Raw genomic sequence first — 20,596 nt, 5'->3', positions numbered from 1 at the left:
TAAAAAGCTATAATCATGAAAACAACTTATTCAAATAAAAAGAAAGAACTCTTTGATACTATTTTGCAGTTATTTTTCATATTCCTCCTTGTTGGGTTTTGTCTTAAATTGCTGTTGCCTTTTTTTATGCCTATTCTTTGGGCTGTAATATTGTCTGTTGTATTTTACCCATTTTTTAATTCGCTGCAGCGAATACTAAAAGGACGCAAAGCATTGGCATCGGTTGTTATTACTGTTTTGATTATTGCCATTATGGTGTTGCCATTAATTTATTTTTTGAAAGCGGCAACGGGAAATTTTTTAGAGCTGAAAGACAGCTTTGAAGCGGGAACACTAAAAATTACTCCACCGGGAGCTTCTATAAAAGAATGGCCCATAATTGGGAAACCTCTTTATGAGTTTTTATTGTCTTTGTCAACAGATCTCGAGCAAAGTGTCATAAAATATCAAGATCAGATAAGGGAATTATCATCTAAAATTATGGCCAGTATTTTGAGTTCTGGTGCTGCATTTCTTCAGTTTATTTTATCGGTTATTATTGCTGGTGTTTTATTAGTGTCTCCAGGCGGTAAAGCTTTCTTTATGAAATTCCTTAAAAAAATAGCAGGAAATGAGGCCGAAGAAATTATGAAAATTTCCGTTTCCACTATTTATCAAGTAGTAAAAGGTATTTTGGGAGTTGCCGTTATTCAGACTATTATTCAGGCCGTTGGATTGTTTATGGCAGACATTCCGTATGCAGGAATCCTGACTTTGATCTGTCTGATATTTTCTATTTTGCAGATTGGACCCATTATAATTAATATTGGGGTTATCATTTATCTTTTTTCGACTGGAGATTCTGGTTATGCGATTTTCTGGACCGTGTTTTTTATCATCAGCGGATTATCAGATAATGTTTTAAAACCGCTGTTATTAGGAAAAGGCGCGCTTGTGCCAATGCTTGTTATTTTTCTAGGTGTAATTGGCGGTTTCATCATGTCAGGTTTCATAGGATTATTTGTCGGACCAATTGTGTTTTCAATAGGATATAAACTGTTTGTGGCTTGGCTGGATGATAATCCCGAACCTGTTGAAGAACCTGCGGATGATATTGAGATTGTTTAGTGGTTGATTGTTGATGTGTTTTTGCATAGCCCCTAGTTTTAACTAAGGGTTTTCGCAATTGTCGATAAAGAAGGCTTTAGCCAAATTAAAATCGAATATCGTTACTATTTAGGCTAAAGCCTTTTTTGTGTAAATTTTGTGTACCTCCATCTAAAGATGGAGGCAATTGATTATTTGCAAAGTTTTACGCTTGAATTAACAATTCACAATTTATAATTCACAATTAAATAAAGTATTTTTGCAGGATTATAATTCCAGCAAATGAAACGTTCCGGCACGGCAGATCTTCCTTTACATTATGGACATGTTCCATTATGGCTTGCTGAGCGAATGTCTAAGCTAGGTTTAGCCATTGTGGAAACGATTGCTATGGAATTTTCTACTGCTGAAGTTATAAGCAAATTAAGCAATCCGTTTTGGTTTCAAAGTTTTGGAGCCGTTATGGGAATGGATTGGCATTCGTCTGGAATTACAACTTCGGTTCTTGGAGCTTTAAAAAAGTCAGTTAATCCGCATTCAAAAGAACTCGGAATTTATATCTGCGGAGGCAAAGGAAAACATTCTATGGCAACCCCACAGGAACTTTTATTCGTTGGCGAAAAAACAGGTCTCGACGGAATTAATCTTGCAAGCTGTAGCAGACTAACGGCAAAAGTGGACAATACTGCCATTCAGGACGGATTTCAATTGTATCAGCATAATTTTATTGTCGATAATAAAGGACAATGGGCTGTTATTCAGCAGGGAATGAATCCGAATTCTCGAACTGCTAGAAGATATCATTGGCATTCGCAAGATTTAAAGTCTTTTATAAATGAACCACACACTTTTATTTATGGCGAAAATCAAGGCGCAATTTTAAATCTTACGGCCAATGCTGCAACAAAATCTCGAGAAGGTATTTTAGAATTGGTAAAAGAATCTCCAGTTAAAATCATAAAAGAAATGCAGCATCTTTCTATGCCCGCGCATCATGATGTGAGAATGGAAGATGTGAATATGAAAAGATTGGGCGCCATGCTTTGGGCTACTCACGAAAATAAACCAGAAGATTTTGAAGAATTACTGCTTTTAAAAGGAATGGGACCAAGAGCTTTGCAATCTTTAGCTTTGGTAAGCGAAATCATTTACGGAACTCCAACAAGATTTGAAGATCCAGCCCGTTTTTCATTTGCTCATGGCGGCAAAGATGGACATCCGTTTCCTGTTCCCGTTAAAATCTACGATGAAACTATCGATACGTTGCAAAGAGCGATTAATCGTGCCAAAATCGGCAATAGTGATAAACTGAGTGCCATTCAGAAACTATCTGAGATTTCGCGGAAAGCAGAAGAAAGTTTTACCCCAAATTCCAATTTTGATGCTCTTATCCAAAGAGAAAGAGAGGAATCTTATAAATATGGTGGAAAAACTGTTTTTGGAGATGCTAAACCTCCTAAAAAGAAACCTATAAACCCAAACAATCAGCTGGAATTATTCTAAAAAATTATAATTTTCTATCAGCCTTTAGTTATATAAAAATCCAATAATGTCACAAAACGAAAAATCAATTTATACCTTACAATTCATTTTACTTTGCTTGAGTTCTCTATTATTTTCATCAAGTTTTAATATGATGATTCCTGAACTTCCAAATTATTTAAGCAGTCTTGGAGGGGCAGAATACAAAGGACTTATCATCTCACTTTTTACATTGACGGCAGCAATTTCGCGTCCTTTCAGCGGTAAGCTTACTGATAAATGGGGACGTGTTCCTGTTATGGCAATAGGGTCTTCGGTTTGTGTGGTATGCGGATTTTTGTATCCAATTTTGAGTTCTGTTTCAGGGTTTTTGCTTTTGCGTTTGGTTCATGGTTTTTCAACAGGATTTAAACCAACTTCGACATCGGCTTATGTGGCAGATATTATTCCGCAGCACAGATGGGGAGAAGCGCTCGGAATGCATGGATTGTGTTTTAGTATCGGAGGTGCATTAGGGCCAGCGCTAGGAAGTATGATTGTAAATAATTATGGAATGAACGTAATGTTTTACTGTTCATCTTTTCTAGCTTTCTTTTCAATTATTATCGTAATGAATATGAAAGAAACCCTTGCTACAAAAGAAAAACTGAATAGATCAATGTTTATTATTGGCCGAAATGATATTGTAGATAAAAATGTTTTTCCGGCAGGAATTATTACTTTTCTTTCGTACACTGCTTTCGGAATTATTCTGACCTTAATTCCAGACTGGAGTGAGCATGTTGGAGCAACAAATAAAGGGATATTTTTTACTGCTTTTACAGTCGCTTCGGTTATGGTTCGTTTTGCAGCAGGAAAAGTTTCAGATAGACACGGACGACCAAAGGTTATTATGGCTGGATTGATCATCACTTCGATTGCTCTTTTTATAATAAGCGCGGGAAGAGATATCAATATGTTATTAGTCGGAGCCGGAATTTACGGAGTCGGTACTGGTATTTTGTCGCCAGCAATTAGTGCTTGGACTATTGACATGAGCAATCCTGAACATAGAGGAAAAGCGGTTGCCACAATGTATATTTCAATGGAACTCGGAATTGGTTCTGGGGCTCTTTTAGGAGGAACTTATTACAACGATCAAATCCAACGCATCCCGCAAATTATTAGATTTGATATCTTGGTGCTAATTCTTGGGATTGTATATCTTACATATTGGGCAAGAAATAAAAAGAGAATTAAAGCATAATTTTATAAAGCATTATTCTTTCTGAATGTCTAGTTCTACTTTAAAATTGCCATAGTAAGGATTGTCAGCCATTAAAGAATGCCCAATTACCAAAATATGAGTTCCTTTTTGTTTGAGCGGAATTTTCAAGTCCATTCCAAAAGGGCCATCTGAGGTTTTATCAGGAAAAATAATTTGATTAAATCGGATGTTTCCTTTTCCTGTATCTGGAATAATTTGAGCGTTTAATTCGCCCAAATCTTCATTTTTAAATTGAACATATACTTTTGAATTTAAAGAATCTAAATGGCCTTCAGCTGAAAATGCGTTTGCTTCATTCTTAAAATTCATAGCGATAGTATCGCCTATTTGTTTATTTTCCTGTTTTTCTTCTTTTTGAACAACAGGTTTTGGCGACTCAGAAGAAGGTTTATTGTTTTCCTTTTGCTGACATGAAAAAACGAAAAACGAAATTAGAAGCAGAGACAAATTTTTCATCGCAGTATTTTTTAGCTTAACATTTCAAAACTTCCAGGCGTTTCTTCATTCTCGTCATATTCGCCTGCAGGTTTTTCAGTCAAATCTTCTTCTTCCTCCCAATCATTTTCATCATACTCTGAATGGAAATCATATTCAAGATTATCTTCCAATTCTCCCAGTTCTAAATTATAATGATTTGAAGCTGCTAGCCTGCTGCTATAATCGCCTTCCAGATAATCGTCATAATTCAATAATAGCTGTTCCTCATAAGAATTCATTTCAAATCCAAATTCTTCTGACATGTAATTTTCTGATCTCATATAATAAGTTTTAATGGATGAATAATCATATCTAATTTTCTAATTAGATTATTCTAAAATTACAGACTTGGGGCACTAGCTGTCTTATATAATTTTCTTGCAGTATTGTCAAATTTTCATTTATCATTAAATTTAATCATAAAAAAGCAAAAGGCAAAAAAATCAAAACATAAACTCCTTTTTTTAAACTATAATACTGTAGTTCAATATTATTAAGATTAATCATATTGAAATTTATTCAAAAATATCTACGAAATCCTTTGCGCTTTTTAAAACTTAATAATGTTTTGGCTTTTAACATAAAAATTGTTTAATATTGCGTTTTTGATCCTTACTTTTTAATAATTAATGTCTGTTTATAGCAAATATGCTGATCATATTCTATTAAATCTTCTTAAAGAGGATGATCAATTGGCCTATACAGAAATCTTCGAAAGGTATTCGCGAATTCTTGTCAATCATGCTTATAAAATGCTTGGCAGTCATGATGAGGCAAACGATGCTGTTCAGGAAGTTTTTTTATACATCTGGAACAAACGTCATGAACTTGCTGTTACAGGATCTCTCTCTTCTTATTTATACAAAGCCGTAAAAAATAGAATTCTTAACCATATTGCTCACGAAAAAGTGGTTTCTCGTTATGCCGATTCTATTTCAAATTTTATTGAAAACGAGTATGTTTTCGCAGATTCTAAACTGAGAGAAAAAGAATTAGAAGCAATAATTGCCAAAGAAATTGCTTTGCTTCCTGAAAAAATGCGAGAAGTATTTCTGCTAAGAAAAGTAGAAGAGCTTTCGTATGACGAAATTTCAAATCAATTAAACATAACGGATAAAACAGCAAAACAACAGGTTTACAATTCTGTAAAAATTCTGCGTGAGAAGCTAAAAACCGCACTTAATGTTTTTGTCTGATAATATTATCACAAATTTTTCGATAACTTTTTTTGCTCCAGTTTTTGTGTAATTTGTTCATTTACAGAGAAATGATTTCTGTTGCTTTTAATCTGTTAACCATAAAATAATATTTTTTTAATTTTTTTTTGTCATTGGCTATGACAAAACCCATTTCTAACTGTCTTATTTAAAACGGGACAAAATTTCGTGTTGCACTTATGAATGAATCAGAAATCTTAGCATTGCTGCAAAAATACCAAGAAGGAACTTTATCTAATGAAGATAAGGATAAACTTGAAGCATGGTATTTACACAAAGCTTCCAATAGTAAAAGTCAGCTTAGTGAGTATGAGCTAGAAGATAGTTACGAACATTTGAAAGCGAAGCTGCCATTGGCGCAAGGAGCAAAAGTGGTTCGTCTGTGGCCACGTGTGGCGGTTGCTGCATCAATTGCTGTTTTATTGGGAACTGGAATTTTCTATTTTTCAAAATCTGAGTCGGGAGTACAGCAAGAAAGCATTCAGGTTGCAGAAAAGCAAAAAGAAATTGCTCCGGGCGGAAATAAGGGAATTTTAACTTTATCAAACGGAAAGCAAATTATACTTTCAGATATATCTTCAAAAGATATCATTGCTAAAGAAGGCGAGGAGGATGAAGTAACTATTAAAATGGATGCAAATGGAGTAATTACTTATGTAATAAATCCGAATGCCGATTCTTCAAAAGAGGATGGCAATTCATTCAACACACTTTCAACACCAACTGGCGGACAATATAATATTGTTTTGGCCGACGGAACAAAAGTATTTCTTAACGCAGTTTCGTCGATTAAATACCCAACTCAATTTAGTGGAGATCAAAGAATCGTAGAATTAGATGGTGAAGCTTATTTTGAAGTCGCCAAAAATAAAAACAAGCCATTTATAGTAAAATCAGATAATCAGACTATAGAAGTGCTTGGGACTCATTTTAATGTACATGCTTATGACAACGAATCTGTTGTGAAAACTACTTTGTTGGAAGGAAGCGTAGCAGTTACAGTTAAAAATCAAAAGGCAATTTTGAAGCCAGGCCAACAATCTAATATTTCTAATGGAAGCAGTAAAATTGCAGTTAAAGAAGTTGATACCGAAGCGGCAATTGCTTGGAAAAATGGCCGATTTAAATTTGATAATGCTGATTTGAAATCGGTAATGAAACAGCTTGAACGCTGGTACGGAATTAAAGTAGAATATCGCGGCGATGTCTCTGATGTGAGATTTAACGGAGGTACATTTAGAAATAAAAATTTATCTGAAGTATTAAAAGTACTTGAGTTGAGTAATATAAAATTTAAGGTTGAAGGAAAGACGATTATTGTTTATCCCTAACTCTTAAGTTTAACCGATTATATTGAGCCTATAAACTAAAAAACCAGAGGCAGTTGCGATGCTTCTGGTTGTTATAAAAGTTTATAGCCAATATAAGTTGTCCACCTATTGTTTAACTATAACCAAATGTAAATGTATGAAATTAAATTTACAACCAAAAAAACCTTACAAAAAACTTAAAAAAAAGATTCCGAACGTTAGTTTTCTTGCTTTGTTAAGTGTGCTGTTTACTTTGTTCAGCAGTTATAAGAGCCAAGCCCAGACTATTACAATCAATTTTAAAGACGCTTCTCTTGAGACCGTGTTGAAAGAAGTGGCCAAACAGACTAACTATGAAGTTTTCTACACTCAGAAATTGCTGAAAGATGCTAAACCGGTTACGATTAATGTTAAAAATTCTTCTTTAAATGAAACTTTAAATCAAGTTTTTAGAAATCAGAATTTAAAGTTCAATCTTGCGAACCAAACCATTGTTGTTAGTGCAGGAAAAGAAAAGACGGAGAGCTTGGGAAACGAACTAATTCGCGTAAGCGGAAAAATTACCAACAATAAAAATGAGCCATTTCCAGGCGTTACAGTAACCCTTTCTGGCACAAATAGAACTAGTATTACCGATTTTGATGGTGGTTTTGTCTTTGAAAATGTACCTGCGAGCGGAATTTTAGAATGTTCGGGATTAACTATTGAAACAAAGTCGATTGCTATTAATGGCCGAAATGTACTAACTATTATCGTTGAAGACAAAGTGGCTGCCATGAAAGAAGTTGTGGTAACGGGTTTTCAGACCATTGCCAGAAGCAATTTTACTGGTGCTATTGGTAAAGTTGATGAAAAGGTGTTAAACGAAAATATTAATGGCAATTTATCGAGTGCGCTTGAAGGCCGTGTCGCTGGTTTGATGTTTCAAAAAAATCCAAACGGACTTGGATCTGATCAGCCCATATTAAGAGGTATCGGTACTTTTTCTGCAGATGTTGGCTACAGTCCGCTAGTAGTAATAGATGGTTTGCCAACTGAATTGACATTGGATGAAATTAATCCGTATGATATTGAAAGTGTTGATGTTCTTAAAGATGCGGCTGCAGCTTCTATCTATGGTTCAAGAGCGGCAAATGGTATTATTGTATTAACTACCAAAAAAGGAAATGGTAAGTTGAAAGTGACGGTAAACTCAGATTTCTTTATTTCAGATAAACCAAATTTGAGAGATATGAACTATGCCTCGACAAGTGATCTGATTGATTTTGAGCAGGCGGTTTACAATAGAGAAAGAGCAAGATTTGCTGATACTGCAACCATGTTTAGCAGTTACGGAGATATTGGAAACAGCAGTACAAAATATTACAGTCCTCTTTATCAATTAAACAGAAATCTGGAAGAGGGAAAAATCGATAATGCTACTTATAACAGTACTCTTGCACAATGGAGAAAGAATGATTATAATAAAGATTATCGCGATAATGTTTGGCAAAATGAATTTAGACAGCGTTACAATATTGCATTTTCGGGAAGCACAAGCAAACAGAATACGTATGTGTCTCTTAATTATGATGAATCTAAAAATCGTATAAAATATAATACTGGACGTGCATTCAATCTTTACGCAAAAAGTAGTTTCCAGATAAACAATTGGTTAAATGCAACATTTGGAGTAAATGGAACCTACAGTAATGATGATGTTACAGAATATGATCTTGGCAATTACGACATTCAAAAGCGATACGAACGTATTACAGATGATAATGGAAATTTAGTGCAATCTTCATTTGCATCAATTAAAGATGGATTTACCTCTAGTGGTGCTCTTAATCCGGCTATGGTTGAAAAACTATCAGGTTTAAGCGGTTTTAAATCTTTTAATTTTAATGTTTTAGATGCGCTTAAAGAAGGTATTGAGGAGCAAAATTCATTAAGTCTAAGAACTTTCGCTAACGTAAAAGCTAAATTATGGAAAGGTCTAAGTTTTAATACGCAATTTCAATATGAAGTAAGAAAAAATGATAGAGAACAATATCATGATGTCAATTCTTATAGAATGCGTTATGCTATCAATGCATTAACGGGCTATAATCCAACTACAAATGCATACACTTACGTTGATGGCTTTTCTACAGGAGGAAGATACAAACAGGCAAGCAGTCAGGCAAGTAATTATTCTTTTAGAAATCAATTAGATTTTAATCAAGAGTTTGCAGAAGGCAAGCACTCAGTTAATGCATTAGTTGGTACAGAAATGCGTGAAACTTTTGTTCCAAGAATCATAGAACAACTTCGATATGGATATGATCCTGTTACGCTTACTTCTGCAGTATTAAACAATCTTGCACTTAGCCAAACGGGAGTTTCTAGTTATATTTTTGGGAATAACAGAACACTTTCAGCGTTAGGCAGAACACAGCAAGAAATCCTTCATCGTTACTTTTCTATTTTTAGTACTGCGAGTTATACTTATTTATCAAAATACAACCTTACGGGAAGTTACCGAGTAGATAGAGCAGATTTGTTTGGAGTTGATCCAAAGTATAAAAACCGTCCATTATGGTCTGTAGGTTTAGGTTGGAATGTCAGCAATGAAGATTTCATGAAACAAGTTAAATGGCTAAGTATGTTAAAATTGAGATCGACTTATGGTATAAACGGAAATGTTGATCAAAATACAACACCTTATATTACTGCTACAAGAAGAAACGATAACCTGTATCAATCTTTACAATATACAAATATTACGGCTCAGCCAAATCCGATGTTAAGATGGGAAAAAACACAAAGTACCAATATTGGTGTAGATTATAGCTTATTTAGAGCTAAATTAAACGGTACGATTGATGTTTATCACAAATACAGTAGCGATTTATTGGCGACTACAGATCTTGATCCTACTGTTGGTGCTTTGTCAAGAAAAATCAATGCAGGAGCTCTATTAAATAAAGGTATCGAATTTAGTATTGGTTCTGAATGGTACAATAACGGTAATTTCCGCATTAATTCTAATTTAGTTTTTGCCCACAACAAGACAACCGTTAAAAAAGTAACAAGAGCTGAATCGACAGCATCGGTATATGTTTCTTCGCCAACCAATTTTTTTCTAGAAAATGAATTATTTAATAGCATGTATGCTTACCAATACGGAGGAACAGTAAATGGTTATCCTTACGTTTTGGATGAAAATGGAAATCCTTCTATAACTTTTGATGAAAATGGAAATCCAATTTCAACAAGCATCAAAACAATTACTAATGCTGATGCCCTAGTAAATGTGGGAACTTTAATGCCAACTTACACTGGTTCATTGTCACAGCGTTTTTCTTATAAACAGTTTGATTTAAATTTTCTGTTTGTTTTCTCAGGCGGAAATGTAATGCGTAAAGAAACCTTAGACATGAGTTCTGATGCCGTAAACCTTTCAGGTATCACAGATCGTTATACCGATACAAACAGAAACGGAAATACTCGTTTATATGTTGATTTTGATGAAAGCGTTAGAAATTACGCAGGAACTATCAGCAGCCAATGGAGAAACTCGACTGCAAATGTGGTAGATGGAGATTATATTAAATTGAGAAACATTTCTTTAGGGTATAATTTGCCAAAAACTTTTGCAAATAAAATGAAGATAGCTTCTGCAAAATTTACTTTTCAAATGAATAATATTTGGTATTGGAGTGCAGCTGGTAATCGTATTGATCCAGAGGTTTATAGTCTAAATTCTGGTACACGTAATTTACCATTGCCAAAAACGTATTTACTAGGTCTTAATCTTACTCTTTAAAAATGAAACAGATTTATATAATATTATTGTCTTTGATGATGTTAACGATTTCATCATGCGAAGAATACACTGAAATAACACCCAAAGGCGCTTTGGTGATCGAAACTCCTCAACAATTTCTTGAATTAGTTTCGCTGCCAAATAGAGGTTATCCAATCAATAACTTTCAATATTTGTCAGATGACCAATGGATGAGAGAAGCCAACGTAATAGGAAGAACTCCAAACATTGACATCATTAATTTTACTTTTGATGAAACTATAGACAGGGTTTCTTTATTCACAGCTTCAAGTTTTTATAATCAAGCTTATACTTATATTAATAGATGGAATACTGTTATTTCGTTGGTTGATGATAGTAAAGGAGATGAGAGCATAAAGCAACTAGCCAAAGCCGAAGCTAAAATTTATAGAGCGTACGATCATTTCTTATTAGTAAACACGTATGCTAAAGCATATGATCCGCAAACCGCTGCGACTGATGGAGGAATTTGTATCATGGATAAATTTGATCTGGAAGCGCAGCCTTCAAAATCTACTGTTGCCCAGGTTTACGATTTCATACAAAAAGATATAGAAGATGCTTTGCCATATCTGAAGGAAAAACCAATGGATGTTTATCACCCATCACTCGCATTTGCCTACGCATTTAAAGCTAAAGTTCATTTGTTTAAACGAGAAATTGCGGCGGCACAGGCTGCAGCAGAAAAATCATTGAGTTACAATAATCAGATATTTGATATGGTTGCTTACAATGCGAAAGGAGGGCCAACATCAGTGGCTGTTCCGGCAGCAGATAATATCGAGGTGTTAAGTTATATGTATATGACGGGTTATAATGAAATGAATTTTGCGCAGAGCTATATTATTAGCCCTGAATTGAGAACTTTATTTGGAACAAATGATGCTCGTTTTAATTTGTTTTTCAATTCTACTAGTACAACCAATTTAGATCAGGGTTCGAATACTGCTTATTGGGGAGTTCAATATACAAGGTTTTTTTATCCAACAGTTGGTATGAAGACAACTGAAGTATATTTGATGCTAGCAGAATGTTATGCCAGAGACAATAAATTAAATGAAGCAGTGGGAGTTTTAAATACTTTAAGAGCAAAACGTATTCTATCTGGCACAGTAAATTTAACCGTTCCTGCGACTAGAAAAGAAACTATGGAACTTGTGGTGAACGAACGCAGAAAAGAACTGCTTTTAGGATTTAATAGATTTTTTGATTTAAAGCGATTAAATACAGAAGCAGAATATGCAAAAACAATAACGAGAGTATTTCCAATCGTAAACAAAACAGTTCCTCAAAAAACTTATACATTACAGCCTAACTCAAGATTGTACATTATTCCGTTTCCTTTATCGGCACTGACAAAAAATCCAAAACTTACTTTAAATACAGACGAGAAAGTTCCGTTTTAATTTCAATGAAAAAGTTAATTATACTACTAACCGTGCTGTCCGTTTGGCAGCATGGTTTTGCTCAAACCCCAGAAAAAAAAGCCGATAGTACCAGTACACAGCCCAAAGGCATGCAGGCTTATAATAAAATAATCACTGATAAAGCAAAAAACAAATTAGGACTCTTTACCGTAAGTCAGGTCGATAGTAAATATTATTTTCAGATTCCAGATAGTTTGTTTAACCGATACATGCTGGTAGTAACAAGATATTTATCTACTCCAGAAGGAATGGGAGCTTTTGGAGGAGAAAAAGCCAACGAACAGACCATTTACTTTGAAAAAGGGGCAAATAATACTGTTTATATGAGATCACTTCAATATAAACAAGATGTGCGTTCGGCTGACTCAATGTTGGCAAAAGCATTGGCTGGAAGTAATGAAAATCCAATTGTAGGTGCTTTTCCGATCAAAACCACTAATCCAGATAACGGAAATACTGTTATTGATGTAACAGATGCATTCAAAAAAGATAATCCGATGTTTTCTTTGGAAAGCAAAGAGAAAACAGAAAAAAAACTGACTTCTCTTGCTGATGATAAATCTTTTATAGAAGCTATTGATACATATGCAATCAATATTGAAGTAAAAACCACAAAAACCTATACAAGCAGCACAGCAAGCAGCGGAAGCATAACTATTAGATTAAATACATCAATTGTATTATTGCCTAAAACACCAATGCGTAAACGTTTTTTTGATGAAAGAGTAGGTTTTTTTGCCAACAAATATGTTTTGTTTGATGATGATGAACAGCGTGCACAAAAGAAATTCATTATTCAGCGTTACCGTTTAGAGCCGAAAGAAAAAGACATTAAAAAGTATTTGAGAGGAGAACTTGTAGAACCAAAAAAACAGATTGTCTACTATATCGATCCAGCAACACCAAAAAAATGGAGACCATATTTAATTGCTGGAATCAACGACTGGCAAAAAGCTTTTGAGGCCGCTGGTTTTAAAAATGCAATTGTAGGGAAAGAATGGCCGGAAGACGATAAAACGATGAGTCTAGAAGATGCAAGGTATTCTTTAGTAAGGTATTACGCTTCTGAAACGCCAAATGCGTATGGGCCTCGTGTGAGCGATCCAAGAAGCGGTGAAATTATAGAAAGCCATGTTGGGTGGTATCATAATGTGATGAAATTAGTCCAGCGCTGGTATATGATTCAGGCTGGGCCTCTTGACGCAAGAGCAAGAAAAATGCATCTGGATGATGAATTAATGGGACAATTAATCCGTTTCGTCTCTTCGCATGAAATAGGTCACACTATTGGTCTACGCCATAATATGGGAGCGAGCAATGCTACCCCAGTAGAAAAACTTCGTGACAAAAAATGGGTAGAAGCCAATGGACATACCGTTTCTATTATGGATTACGCCCGCTTTAATTATGTGGCGCAGCCAGAAGATAACATTAGTCCAAAAGGAATTTATCCGCGCATCGGAAGCTACGACAAATGGGCAGTTCAATGGGGGTATGGTTATTATCCAAACGCTAAAGACGAATTTGAAGAAGAAAAGCTGTTAGCAAAACTGACTACAGATAGTTTGACAGCTAATCCTAAATTATGGTTTGGGGGAGAAGGTAAGGATGAAGATCCGCGCAGCCAAAGAGAAGATATCGGTGATGACGCAGTAAAGGCAAGTGACTACGGAATAAAAAATTTAAAGCGTGTTGTGCCAAATCTTATCGAATGGACCTATCAGCCTAATGATGCTTATGATAATTTATCGGATATGCACAAAGCGGTGGTATCGCAATATAGTATCTATCTGTACCATGTATTGAAATATATTGGCAATAATTATGTGACCAAAAGAACTGTAGATGAAAAAGGTGTTGTCTATCAGCAGATACCAAAAGCTAAAGTAAAAGCTGCTATTGACTACGTCGGAAGGCAATTGTTTGTAGCTCCGCTATGGATGTACCCACAGGAAATTGATCAGCTTATTTCTTTAAAAACGGCAGATCAAATTTCAGATCAGCAGAATCAGGTTTTAAATATGCTTTTAAGTTCTGGAATGCTGTACAATATCAGTCTTAAATCGATTCAGTTTGAAAATGCTTATACAGTTCCTGAATTTCTAAATGATTTACAGCAAACAGTTTGGGTGAAATTTACAGGCGATGAAAAACAAGATTTTTACAGAAGAAGTTTACAGCGTGGTTATATTGAAAAACTAGGCATATTGCTTTTGCCGAAAGAAACAGAACCAGGTAAAGCTTTAAATGCAGCTCAGCGAAGCGATATAAGGCTCTACGGAAAACAGCATCTTATAAAATTAAGAACCGATGTTACAAAGCTTATGGATGCTTCAACAGGATTTAATAAAGATCATTTCGAAAACATTTTAATCGAAATCGATAAAATCGTTAATAAATTAGATAAAACCGCAATATGAAAAAAATATTAGTTATAGCATTTATTTGCTTAAGTACTTTGGCTCAAGCACAATTAACATCAAAAGAAGAAGTGACTCCAGAATTGGTGCAAAAAAGAGAAGAGCAAAAGAAAGAAATTACAAAGAGTTATTTGGCTTTAAAAAATAGCTTAATACTTTCGGATAGCCTTGTTGCCGTTAAAAGTGCTATAGCTTTGACGAATTCTTTAAAAAACTTCAAGTTTAAAAAGTTAACGTTGGAACAAATGAACATTGCTACAATTTCAAGAAAAGAAATTATAGAATTGGCTAATCAGATTGCCGCGACAAAAAACATTAATAAACAGCGCAAGATTTTTGAGACTCTTTCAGTAAAATATTGGGATCAAGCTTCAAAGTTTAAAGCAGCAGATGAAACATTATATTTACAAGTCTGCCCAATGACTGGTGCAGTTTGGACAAGCGATAGTAAAGAAATCAAAAATCCGTACTATCCAAAAAATATGCTTACCTGTGGTGAAGTAAAAGCAAGCTTATAGTTTTTTTAATTTGAATTAGTTTGATAAATGCGGTTTTCTAAAGAGGCCGTATTTGTCGTTTAAAATAATGAATGCCATTGTTATAGTTAAAACTATTGTAGAAACAATTAAAAAAAGAAAGCCTGTAAACATTGAGTTTACAGGCTTTTTTGTGGAGTCGCCGGGAATCGAACCCGGGTCCAAACAAGCAACTAAAGAGCTTTCTACACGCTTATTTCCTGATTGGATTTTCGATGTTGAGCTAGGCCAGAAACAACCACCCAACACTTATCTTCTTAAATTTCGAAATCCACCCGAAGCTAATGGAAATCTAGGTTTATTTTTACGGTTCCCCTGAACGGAACGCCACAAACCAAGGCTTTCCAGGAGAATCCAGCTTCTCTACCTTGTAGAGACGTGGCGTAATCTTACTATGATTCGGATTATGCAGCTAAAGCGTAATTATTTTCGCCGTGTAAAAGTTCGAGATCTTATATTTACGAGCAAGGTCTCAATGCTCGACGTGCTTACTGTTCAATTCGACTTGCTGTCAAAACCAGTCGACCCCAAAAAATAAGTCTGCAAATTTAGAGTATTTGAAATTACTTTCTGCTAAAATTTTAAAAAAAATATTAGTCCAAAGTTCAAAGTCGGAAAGTCTAAAGCTGGACATCGAAACTTGAAAGTTATAAAGTTTTTAAAATCAAAAGCTTACTTTCTTTTGCTCCTTTTTATTGCACCTCAATTAGTATATTAAAAGACAAAGTCAAAATAGACAACAACTTTAAGACTTTGGACTTTCGACTTTGGGCTTTGGACTTTATGACTTTACAACTATTTTTACTCTTCGTCTTTAAAATTAAAAGGGTAATCTCCAAAAATCGGAGCTAGTTTGCGAACAGCATAAGTGTTTCTTGTCATCTTATTAGACAAGGCAATAATCGTTACGCCTTCTTTCATCAAAGTAATGTAAGATGAGGTATTTCCGTGCCACCAGCCGTTATGGAAATAGAAATTTTGTCCTGTTTCCCAATTAATCATTCGAATTCCAAGACCGTAATTTTTAGTTCCTTTACGTTCGTTGCTGTAACCGGTATAAACTTGTTTCAACAATTCAGGCTTTAAGAAATCAGGCGATTGTCTGGCACGATCAAATTTTAAAAGATCTCGTGCAGTAGAAAATACGTTTTTATCGCCATAGACATTATCCAAATAATCAAAACCGATTTCTACACCATTGCCTTTATAAGAAGGAACAATTTTCTTTCTGTCTTTATCGTCATCAAAAACATAAGTATGAGTCATTCCAAGAGGTTTAAAAATCATTTCAGACATGGCTTCTTTATAACTTAAACCTGTAATTTTTTCAATAATCAGAGCCAGCATTGCATAATTGGTATTGCAGTAGCTAAAACGTGTTCCAGTTCTAGATTCTAATCCAATATCTTTTGTAGCCAGAATGTTTAAAATATCTTTATTGGTTAATTGATTATGTCTGTCCCAAATCGATTTGTCGCGATCTGTGAAATAGGCATAATTACGCATTCCTGTGCGATGATCCAATAACATTCTGATGGTGCATTCCTCGTAAGGGAAGGTTTTTAAAATTGTATTTACTTTTTGATCTAAGTCAATTTTGCCTGCGTTTACCAGTTTTAAAACCGCTGTAGCGGTCAACACTTTGCTCACAGAAGCAATTTGTACAGGTGTCTCAGGAGTTATTTTGGTCCCTTCATTTTTATTGGCAAAACCATTATATTTTTCAAATAAAATCTGTCCATTTTTGGCGACTAAGAAGCTTCCATTCATGGTATTATTTGGCCAATTTTTGTTGTAAAAGTGATTTATTCTGCCGACAACCGAATTTTTATAAGCCTGTGAAACTTTCGGTTCAGCTCCTAACGGCTTCATTTTAGGTAAGGTATCTTCGACTGTCTGAGTTGTATCTGTTGCTGTTGTTTTGTTTTGACCACAAGAACTTAAAACAAGCATTGAAAAAAGTAATTGTGGTATCTTTGTCTTTTTAAGGAAAATCATTTGCATCGTTCTTTAAAAACAAATATATCGAATTCAATTTTGTTGTATTCTTGGTTCTGAGGCTTTATTTTGTGTTTTTTAACATTTTATTAAGAAAAGTGAATTTTAGTCGGTTGTTTTTCAGCTTTTAACGGTTTTAAAACATTCTAAATAGAATTTTTGAAACAAAATTTTAACTAAATTTGTTATATTTGAAACAAATATGTTTTAAAAAGTTATATTATTAAAAACTAAAAAACCACATTAAATGAAATTTGGAATCATAAAAGAGAGAAAAAACCCGCCAGATAGAAGAGTTGTTTTTTCTCCAAATGAATTGGCAAGGATGAAACAACTTTATCATGATGCATCTGTAAAAGTTGAAAGTTCAGATATCAGAATATTTTCTGATGATGATTATAAAAATATGGGAATTACCGTTACTGATGACGTATCTGATTGTGATGTTTTATTCGGTGTAAAAGAAGTTCCTGTAGACGATTTGATTCCAAACAAGTCTTATTTCTTTTTTTCTCATACAATTAAAAAACAGCCTCATAATAGAAAATTACTTCAGGCGATTTTAGAAAAAAATATCGATTTATACGATCATGAAACGATTGTAAACGAACACGATCATCGTTTAATTGGTTTTGGAAAATATGCCGGAATGGTTGGCGTTTATAACGGAATTCGGGCATTTGGAATTAAATTTGAATTGTTTAAACTTCCAAAAGCAGAATCGCTTTCTGGAAAAGAAGATTTGATAAAGCATTTAAAACGCATTACAATGCCAGCTTTAAAATTTGTAGTTACGGGAACTGGAAAGGTTGGGAGCGGAGCAAAAGAAATTTTGGATGCCATAAAAGTGAAAGAAATTACGATTGATAATTATTTGACAAAAAAATATGCTCAGGCAGTTTATGTGCAGCTGGATGTTTTAGAATATAACAAAAGAAAAGACGGACAAGTTTTAGATTTTGTAGATTTTGTTAAGCATCCGGAAGAGTATGAATCTGATTTTGAGAGATTCACAAAAGTTTCTGATATTTATTTTGCAGGGCATTTTCATGCCAATAATGCGCCGATGATTTTAACGAAAGAAATGCTGAATGCAAGCGACTGCAAATTGAAAGTTGTGGCCGATATTTCTTGTGATGTTAATGGGCCAATTGCCTGTACAGTTCGCTCATCAACGATCGAAGATCCTTTGTATGGATATTTTCCATTAGAAGATCGTGAAGTTGATCTTTTTCACCCAGCAGCTGTTGCAGTAATGGCTGTAGATAATTTGCCATGCGAAATTCCAAAAGATGCTAGCGAAGGTTTCGGTGAACAATTTATGGAACACGTAATTCCAGCTTTTTTCAACGGGGATAAAGATGGAATCTTAAAACGCGCCAAAATCACTGAAAATGGAAAACTAACAGAAAGATTCAGTTATTTGCAGGATTATGTAGACGGTAAATAAGTTATGAGTTTTGAGTTTTGAATTATGAGTTTTAGCCGACTTTGTAGATAAAATAAAAGGAGAAACATTTATGTTTCTCCTTTTATTATTTACGTTAGAGTAAAAACTCATAACTCATAATTCATAACTCATAATTCATAATTCATAATTCATAACTCAAACCATATCCTCAGGTTTTACCCAAGCATCAAAATCTTCTGGAGTTACATAACCAAGACGAACGGCTTCTTCTTTTAAAGTAGTTCCGTTTTTGTGAGCGGTTTGAGCTATTTCTGCGGCTTTGTAATAGCCTATTTTAGTGTTTAACGCCGTAACGAGCATTAACGAATTATCAACTAATTCTTTGATGCGTTTGTGATTTGGTTCGATTCCTTGAGCACAATGTTCGTCAAAAGAAACACAAGCATCGCCCAGCAATTGTGCTGATTGTAAAAAGTTTGCAGCCATTACAGGTTTGAAAACATTCAGTTCATAATGTCCTTGCATACCGCCAACAGCAATTGCCATATCATTTCCTATAACTTGTGCGCAAACCATGGTTAAAGCTTCACATTGTGTTGGGTTTACTTTTCCTGGCATGATAGAAGAACCTGGCTCATTTTCCGGAATATGGATTTCGCCAATTCCAGATCTTGGCCCCGAAGCTAGCATTCTAACATCATTAGCAATTTTGTTTAATGAAACAGCCAATTGTTTTAAAGCTCCATGTGTTTCTACAATGGCATCGTGCGCTGCAAGTGCCTCAAACTTATTTTCAGCAGTTACAAAAGGATGGTTTGTAAATTTTGCAATATATTCTGCGACTTTTACATCATATCCTTTCGGAGTGTTTAGCCCAGTTCCGACTGCAGTTCCTCCTAAAGCAATTTCAGACAAATGAGCTAAAGTGTTTTTTAATGCTTTTAATCCGAAGGCTAATTGCGCTGCGTAACCTGAAATTTCCTGACCAAGAGTTAATGGTGTCGCATCCATTAAGTGTGTGCGCCCGATTTTAACAACATCTTTAAATTCGGTTGCTTTTTTGGTTAAAGTAGCATGAAGTTTTTCTACTCCAGGAATGGTAGTTTCAACAACCATTTTGTAAGCCGCAATATGCATTCCAGTTGGGAAAGTGTCATTTGAAGATTGTGATTTATTGACATCGTCATTGGCTTTTATAAATTGTTCGCCTTCACCAATTTCAAAACCTTTAAGAACTTGAGCGCGATTGGCAATTACCTCGTTAACATTCATGTTGCTTTGCGTTCCAGAACCTGTTTGCCAGATTACAAGCGGAAACTGATCGTCTAGTTTACCTTCAAGGATTTCGTCGCATACGGCTGCAATGGCATCTCTTTTTTCGATTGGCAGCACACCTAAATCGTAATTGGCATAAGCAGCTGCTTTTTTGAGATAGGCAAAACCTTCTATGATTTCTTTTGGCATAGATGCCGCTGGTCCGATTTTGAAATTGTTTCTAGATCGTTCTGTTTGTGCACCCCAATATTTATCGGCTGGGACTTGAACTTCGCCCATGGTGTCTTTTTCTATTCTGTATTTCATTATGTTGTATGTAAAAATGTTATTCGTAAAATGTGAAATGTTTAGATGAAATTCATCTGAGCTCTTTTAGAGAAAGGGATTGTATGTTCTAAAAAAGCTTATTTAAAATGAGTATAAATATACGGATAAATGTTATTTAACGAAAATTGATTTAGTTTTTATTGCTGAGAAAAAATATATACGCTACATTTGTCGTAACATTCAAAAATTCCGGAAAACATGTTTGAATTTTCACAGTACTTAGGTTTTTTACTTTTCTTAACCATACTAACTATAGGGTTTTGGTTAATGTTTTTCTTGGTAGGTTTCTTATCTTATTGGGTAACAGGAGCTAGCTGGGAAATGATCAAAGAGAAAAGAGCCAGAAAAAGACAAGAAGAACAATCTATTTAATTTTAGATTGATGTCATAAAAAAAGAACCTTTGGGTTCTTTTTTTTGTGCCAAAAAAAAGGAAATTCCAATATCAAAAAATCTAAATTCCAATTTAATAAGTTTATTTAAGCCCGATTGGTTTTTAAAACCTGTCGGGTTTCCTTATAAATAGAAAATTCCAAATCCCAATGATAAAATT

15 protein-coding genes and 1 other RNA gene are annotated in these 20,596 nt (G+C 34.5%); 11 read left to right on the top strand and 5 right to left on the bottom strand.

From position 1 onward, the window contains the following. Positions 1-15 precede the first annotated feature (15 nt). From ACNRYB_RS21675 to ACNRYB_RS21665, 3 genes are all read left to right on the top strand, one after another. On the top strand, positions 16-1,107 hold the full coding sequence (locus tag ACNRYB_RS21675; RefSeq protein ID WP_473728714.1) for an AI-2E family transporter: 1,092 nt from the start codon (positions 16-18) through the stop codon (positions 1,105-1,107). Between the two features lie 261 nt (positions 1,108-1,368). Continuing rightward, on the top strand, positions 1,369-2,589 hold the full coding sequence (locus tag ACNRYB_RS21670) for a DUF763 domain-containing protein (protein WP_473728713.1): 1,221 nt from the start codon (positions 1,369-1,371) through the stop codon (positions 2,587-2,589). A gap of 46 nt (positions 2,590-2,635) precedes the next feature. Next, complete coding sequence (locus tag ACNRYB_RS21665; RefSeq protein ID WP_473728712.1) at positions 2,636-3,814, top strand: MFS transporter; 1,179 nt, start codon at positions 2,636-2,638, stop codon at positions 3,812-3,814. Positions 3,815-3,826: 12 nt separating this feature from the next. Here ACNRYB_RS21665 and ACNRYB_RS21660 read toward each other — a convergent pair whose 3' ends face one another. Beyond that, on the bottom strand, positions 3,827-4,291 hold the full coding sequence (locus tag ACNRYB_RS21660) for a hypothetical protein (RefSeq protein WP_473728711.1): 465 nt from the start codon (positions 4,289-4,291) through the stop codon (positions 3,827-3,829). Positions 4,292-4,302: 11 nt separating this feature from the next. After that, the gene (locus ACNRYB_RS21655; protein WP_473728710.1) at positions 4,303-4,593 is read right to left on the bottom strand and encodes a hypothetical protein; all 291 of its coding nucleotides are present in this window, start codon (positions 4,591-4,593) and stop codon (positions 4,303-4,305) included. A 348-nt stretch (positions 4,594-4,941) separates the two neighbouring features. Here ACNRYB_RS21655 and ACNRYB_RS21650 point away from each other — a divergent pair, with 348 nt between their 5' ends. The 6 genes from ACNRYB_RS21650 to ACNRYB_RS21625 all read left to right on the top strand — a co-directional run bounded on the left by ACNRYB_RS21650 (position 4,942) and on the right by ACNRYB_RS21625 (position 15,015). Further along, positions 4,942-5,508, top strand: coding sequence for an RNA polymerase sigma factor (locus ACNRYB_RS21650; RefSeq protein ID WP_473728709.1), 567 nt, complete (start codon positions 4,942-4,944; stop codon positions 5,506-5,508). Positions 5,509-5,708: 200 nt separating this feature from the next. Beyond that, positions 5,709-6,860, top strand: coding sequence for a FecR family protein (locus ACNRYB_RS21645; protein WP_473728708.1), 1,152 nt, complete (start codon positions 5,709-5,711; stop codon positions 6,858-6,860). A 136-nt stretch (positions 6,861-6,996) separates the two neighbouring features. Then, entirely contained in the window at positions 6,997-10,629 is a 3,633-nt protein-coding gene (locus ACNRYB_RS21640; RefSeq protein WP_473728707.1) for a SusC/RagA family TonB-linked outer membrane protein, read from the top strand. A 2-nt stretch (positions 10,630-10,631) separates the two neighbouring features. Continuing rightward, positions 10,632-12,056: a RagB/SusD family nutrient uptake outer membrane protein gene (locus ACNRYB_RS21635; protein ID WP_343707303.1), complete on the top strand. Its 1,425-nt coding sequence runs from the start codon at positions 10,632-10,634 to the stop codon at positions 12,054-12,056. Between the two features lie 5 nt (positions 12,057-12,061). Next, a complete protein-coding gene (locus tag ACNRYB_RS21630) occupies positions 12,062-14,497 on the top strand; it encodes a zinc-dependent metalloprotease (protein WP_473728706.1) in 2,436 nt (811 codons plus the stop codon). Continuing rightward, positions 14,494-15,015: a DUF3347 domain-containing protein gene (locus tag ACNRYB_RS21625; RefSeq protein WP_473728705.1), complete on the top strand. Its 522-nt coding sequence runs from the start codon at positions 14,494-14,496 to the stop codon at positions 15,013-15,015. Before ACNRYB_RS21630 ends, ACNRYB_RS21625 begins: the two co-directional genes overlap by 4 nt. 149 nt (positions 15,016-15,164) lie before the next feature. Here ACNRYB_RS21625 and ssrA read toward each other — a convergent pair. Both ssrA and ACNRYB_RS21615 read right to left on the bottom strand, forming a co-directional pair. Next, positions 15,165-15,562: a transfer-messenger RNA gene (ssrA, locus tag ACNRYB_RS21620) on the bottom strand. Between the two features lie 272 nt (positions 15,563-15,834). Further along, complete coding sequence (locus ACNRYB_RS21615) at positions 15,835-17,037, bottom strand: serine hydrolase domain-containing protein (protein ID WP_473728704.1); 1,203 nt, start codon at positions 17,035-17,037, stop codon at positions 15,835-15,837. A 241-nt stretch (positions 17,038-17,278) separates the two neighbouring features. On the opposite strand from ACNRYB_RS21615, the gene ACNRYB_RS21610 reads away from it, so the two are divergent. Next, a complete protein-coding gene (locus ACNRYB_RS21610) occupies positions 17,279-18,481 on the top strand; it encodes an NAD(P)-dependent oxidoreductase (RefSeq protein WP_473728703.1) in 1,203 nt (400 codons plus the stop codon). Positions 18,482-18,637: 156 nt separating this feature from the next. Here the strand turns inward: ACNRYB_RS21610 and fumC are convergent, their stop codons facing one another. Beyond that, complete coding sequence (fumC, locus tag ACNRYB_RS21605) at positions 18,638-20,023, bottom strand: class II fumarate hydratase (protein ID WP_473728702.1); 1,386 nt, start codon at positions 20,021-20,023, stop codon at positions 18,638-18,640. A gap of 219 nt (positions 20,024-20,242) precedes the next feature. Between fumC and ACNRYB_RS21600 the strand changes: the two genes are divergently transcribed. Next, positions 20,243-20,416: a hypothetical protein gene (locus tag ACNRYB_RS21600; protein ID WP_008468464.1), complete on the top strand. Its 174-nt coding sequence runs from the start codon at positions 20,243-20,245 to the stop codon at positions 20,414-20,416. The last annotated feature ends 180 nt before the right edge of the window (positions 20,417-20,596 follow it).

Source organism: Flavobacterium sp. CR10, assembly GCF_055814415.1.
Note: the sequence above shows the minus strand (reverse complement) of the source record. Positions and strands in the feature narration are given on the sequence as shown.

Bases quoted from the DNA above. Each gene is read 5' to 3' on its own strand.
- ACNRYB_RS21675 (WP_473728714.1), top strand. From the start codon at position 16: ATGAAAACAACTTATTCAAATAAAAAGAAAGAACTCTTTGATACTATT.
- ACNRYB_RS21670 (WP_473728713.1), top strand. From the start codon at position 1,369: ATGAAACGTTCCGGCACGGCAGATCTTCCTTTACATTATGGACATGTT.
- ACNRYB_RS21665 (WP_473728712.1), top strand. From the start codon at position 2,636: ATGTCACAAAACGAAAAATCAATTTATACCTTACAATTCATTTTACTT.
- ACNRYB_RS21660 (WP_473728711.1), bottom strand. From the start codon at position 4,291: ATGAAAAATTTGTCTCTGCTTCTAATTTCGTTTTTCGTTTTTTCATGT.
- ACNRYB_RS21655 (WP_473728710.1), bottom strand. From the start codon at position 4,593: ATGAGATCAGAAAATTACATGTCAGAAGAATTTGGATTTGAAATGAAT.
- ACNRYB_RS21650 (WP_473728709.1), top strand. From the start codon at position 4,942: ATGTCTGTTTATAGCAAATATGCTGATCATATTCTATTAAATCTTCTT.
- ACNRYB_RS21645 (WP_473728708.1), top strand. From the start codon at position 5,709: ATGAATGAATCAGAAATCTTAGCATTGCTGCAAAAATACCAAGAAGGA.
- ACNRYB_RS21640 (WP_473728707.1), top strand. From the start codon at position 6,997: ATGAAATTAAATTTACAACCAAAAAAACCTTACAAAAAACTTAAAAAA.
- ACNRYB_RS21635 (WP_343707303.1), top strand. From the start codon at position 10,632: ATGAAACAGATTTATATAATATTATTGTCTTTGATGATGTTAACGATT.
- ACNRYB_RS21630 (WP_473728706.1), top strand. From the start codon at position 12,062: ATGAAAAAGTTAATTATACTACTAACCGTGCTGTCCGTTTGGCAGCAT.
- ACNRYB_RS21625 (WP_473728705.1), top strand. From the start codon at position 14,494: ATGAAAAAAATATTAGTTATAGCATTTATTTGCTTAAGTACTTTGGCT.
- ACNRYB_RS21615 (WP_473728704.1), bottom strand. From the start codon at position 17,037: ATGCAAATGATTTTCCTTAAAAAGACAAAGATACCACAATTACTTTTT.
- ACNRYB_RS21610 (WP_473728703.1), top strand. From the start codon at position 17,279: ATGAAATTTGGAATCATAAAAGAGAGAAAAAACCCGCCAGATAGAAGA.
- fumC (WP_473728702.1), bottom strand. From the start codon at position 20,023: ATGAAATACAGAATAGAAAAAGACACCATGGGCGAAGTTCAAGTCCCA.
- ACNRYB_RS21600 (WP_008468464.1), top strand. From the start codon at position 20,243: ATGTTTGAATTTTCACAGTACTTAGGTTTTTTACTTTTCTTAACCATA.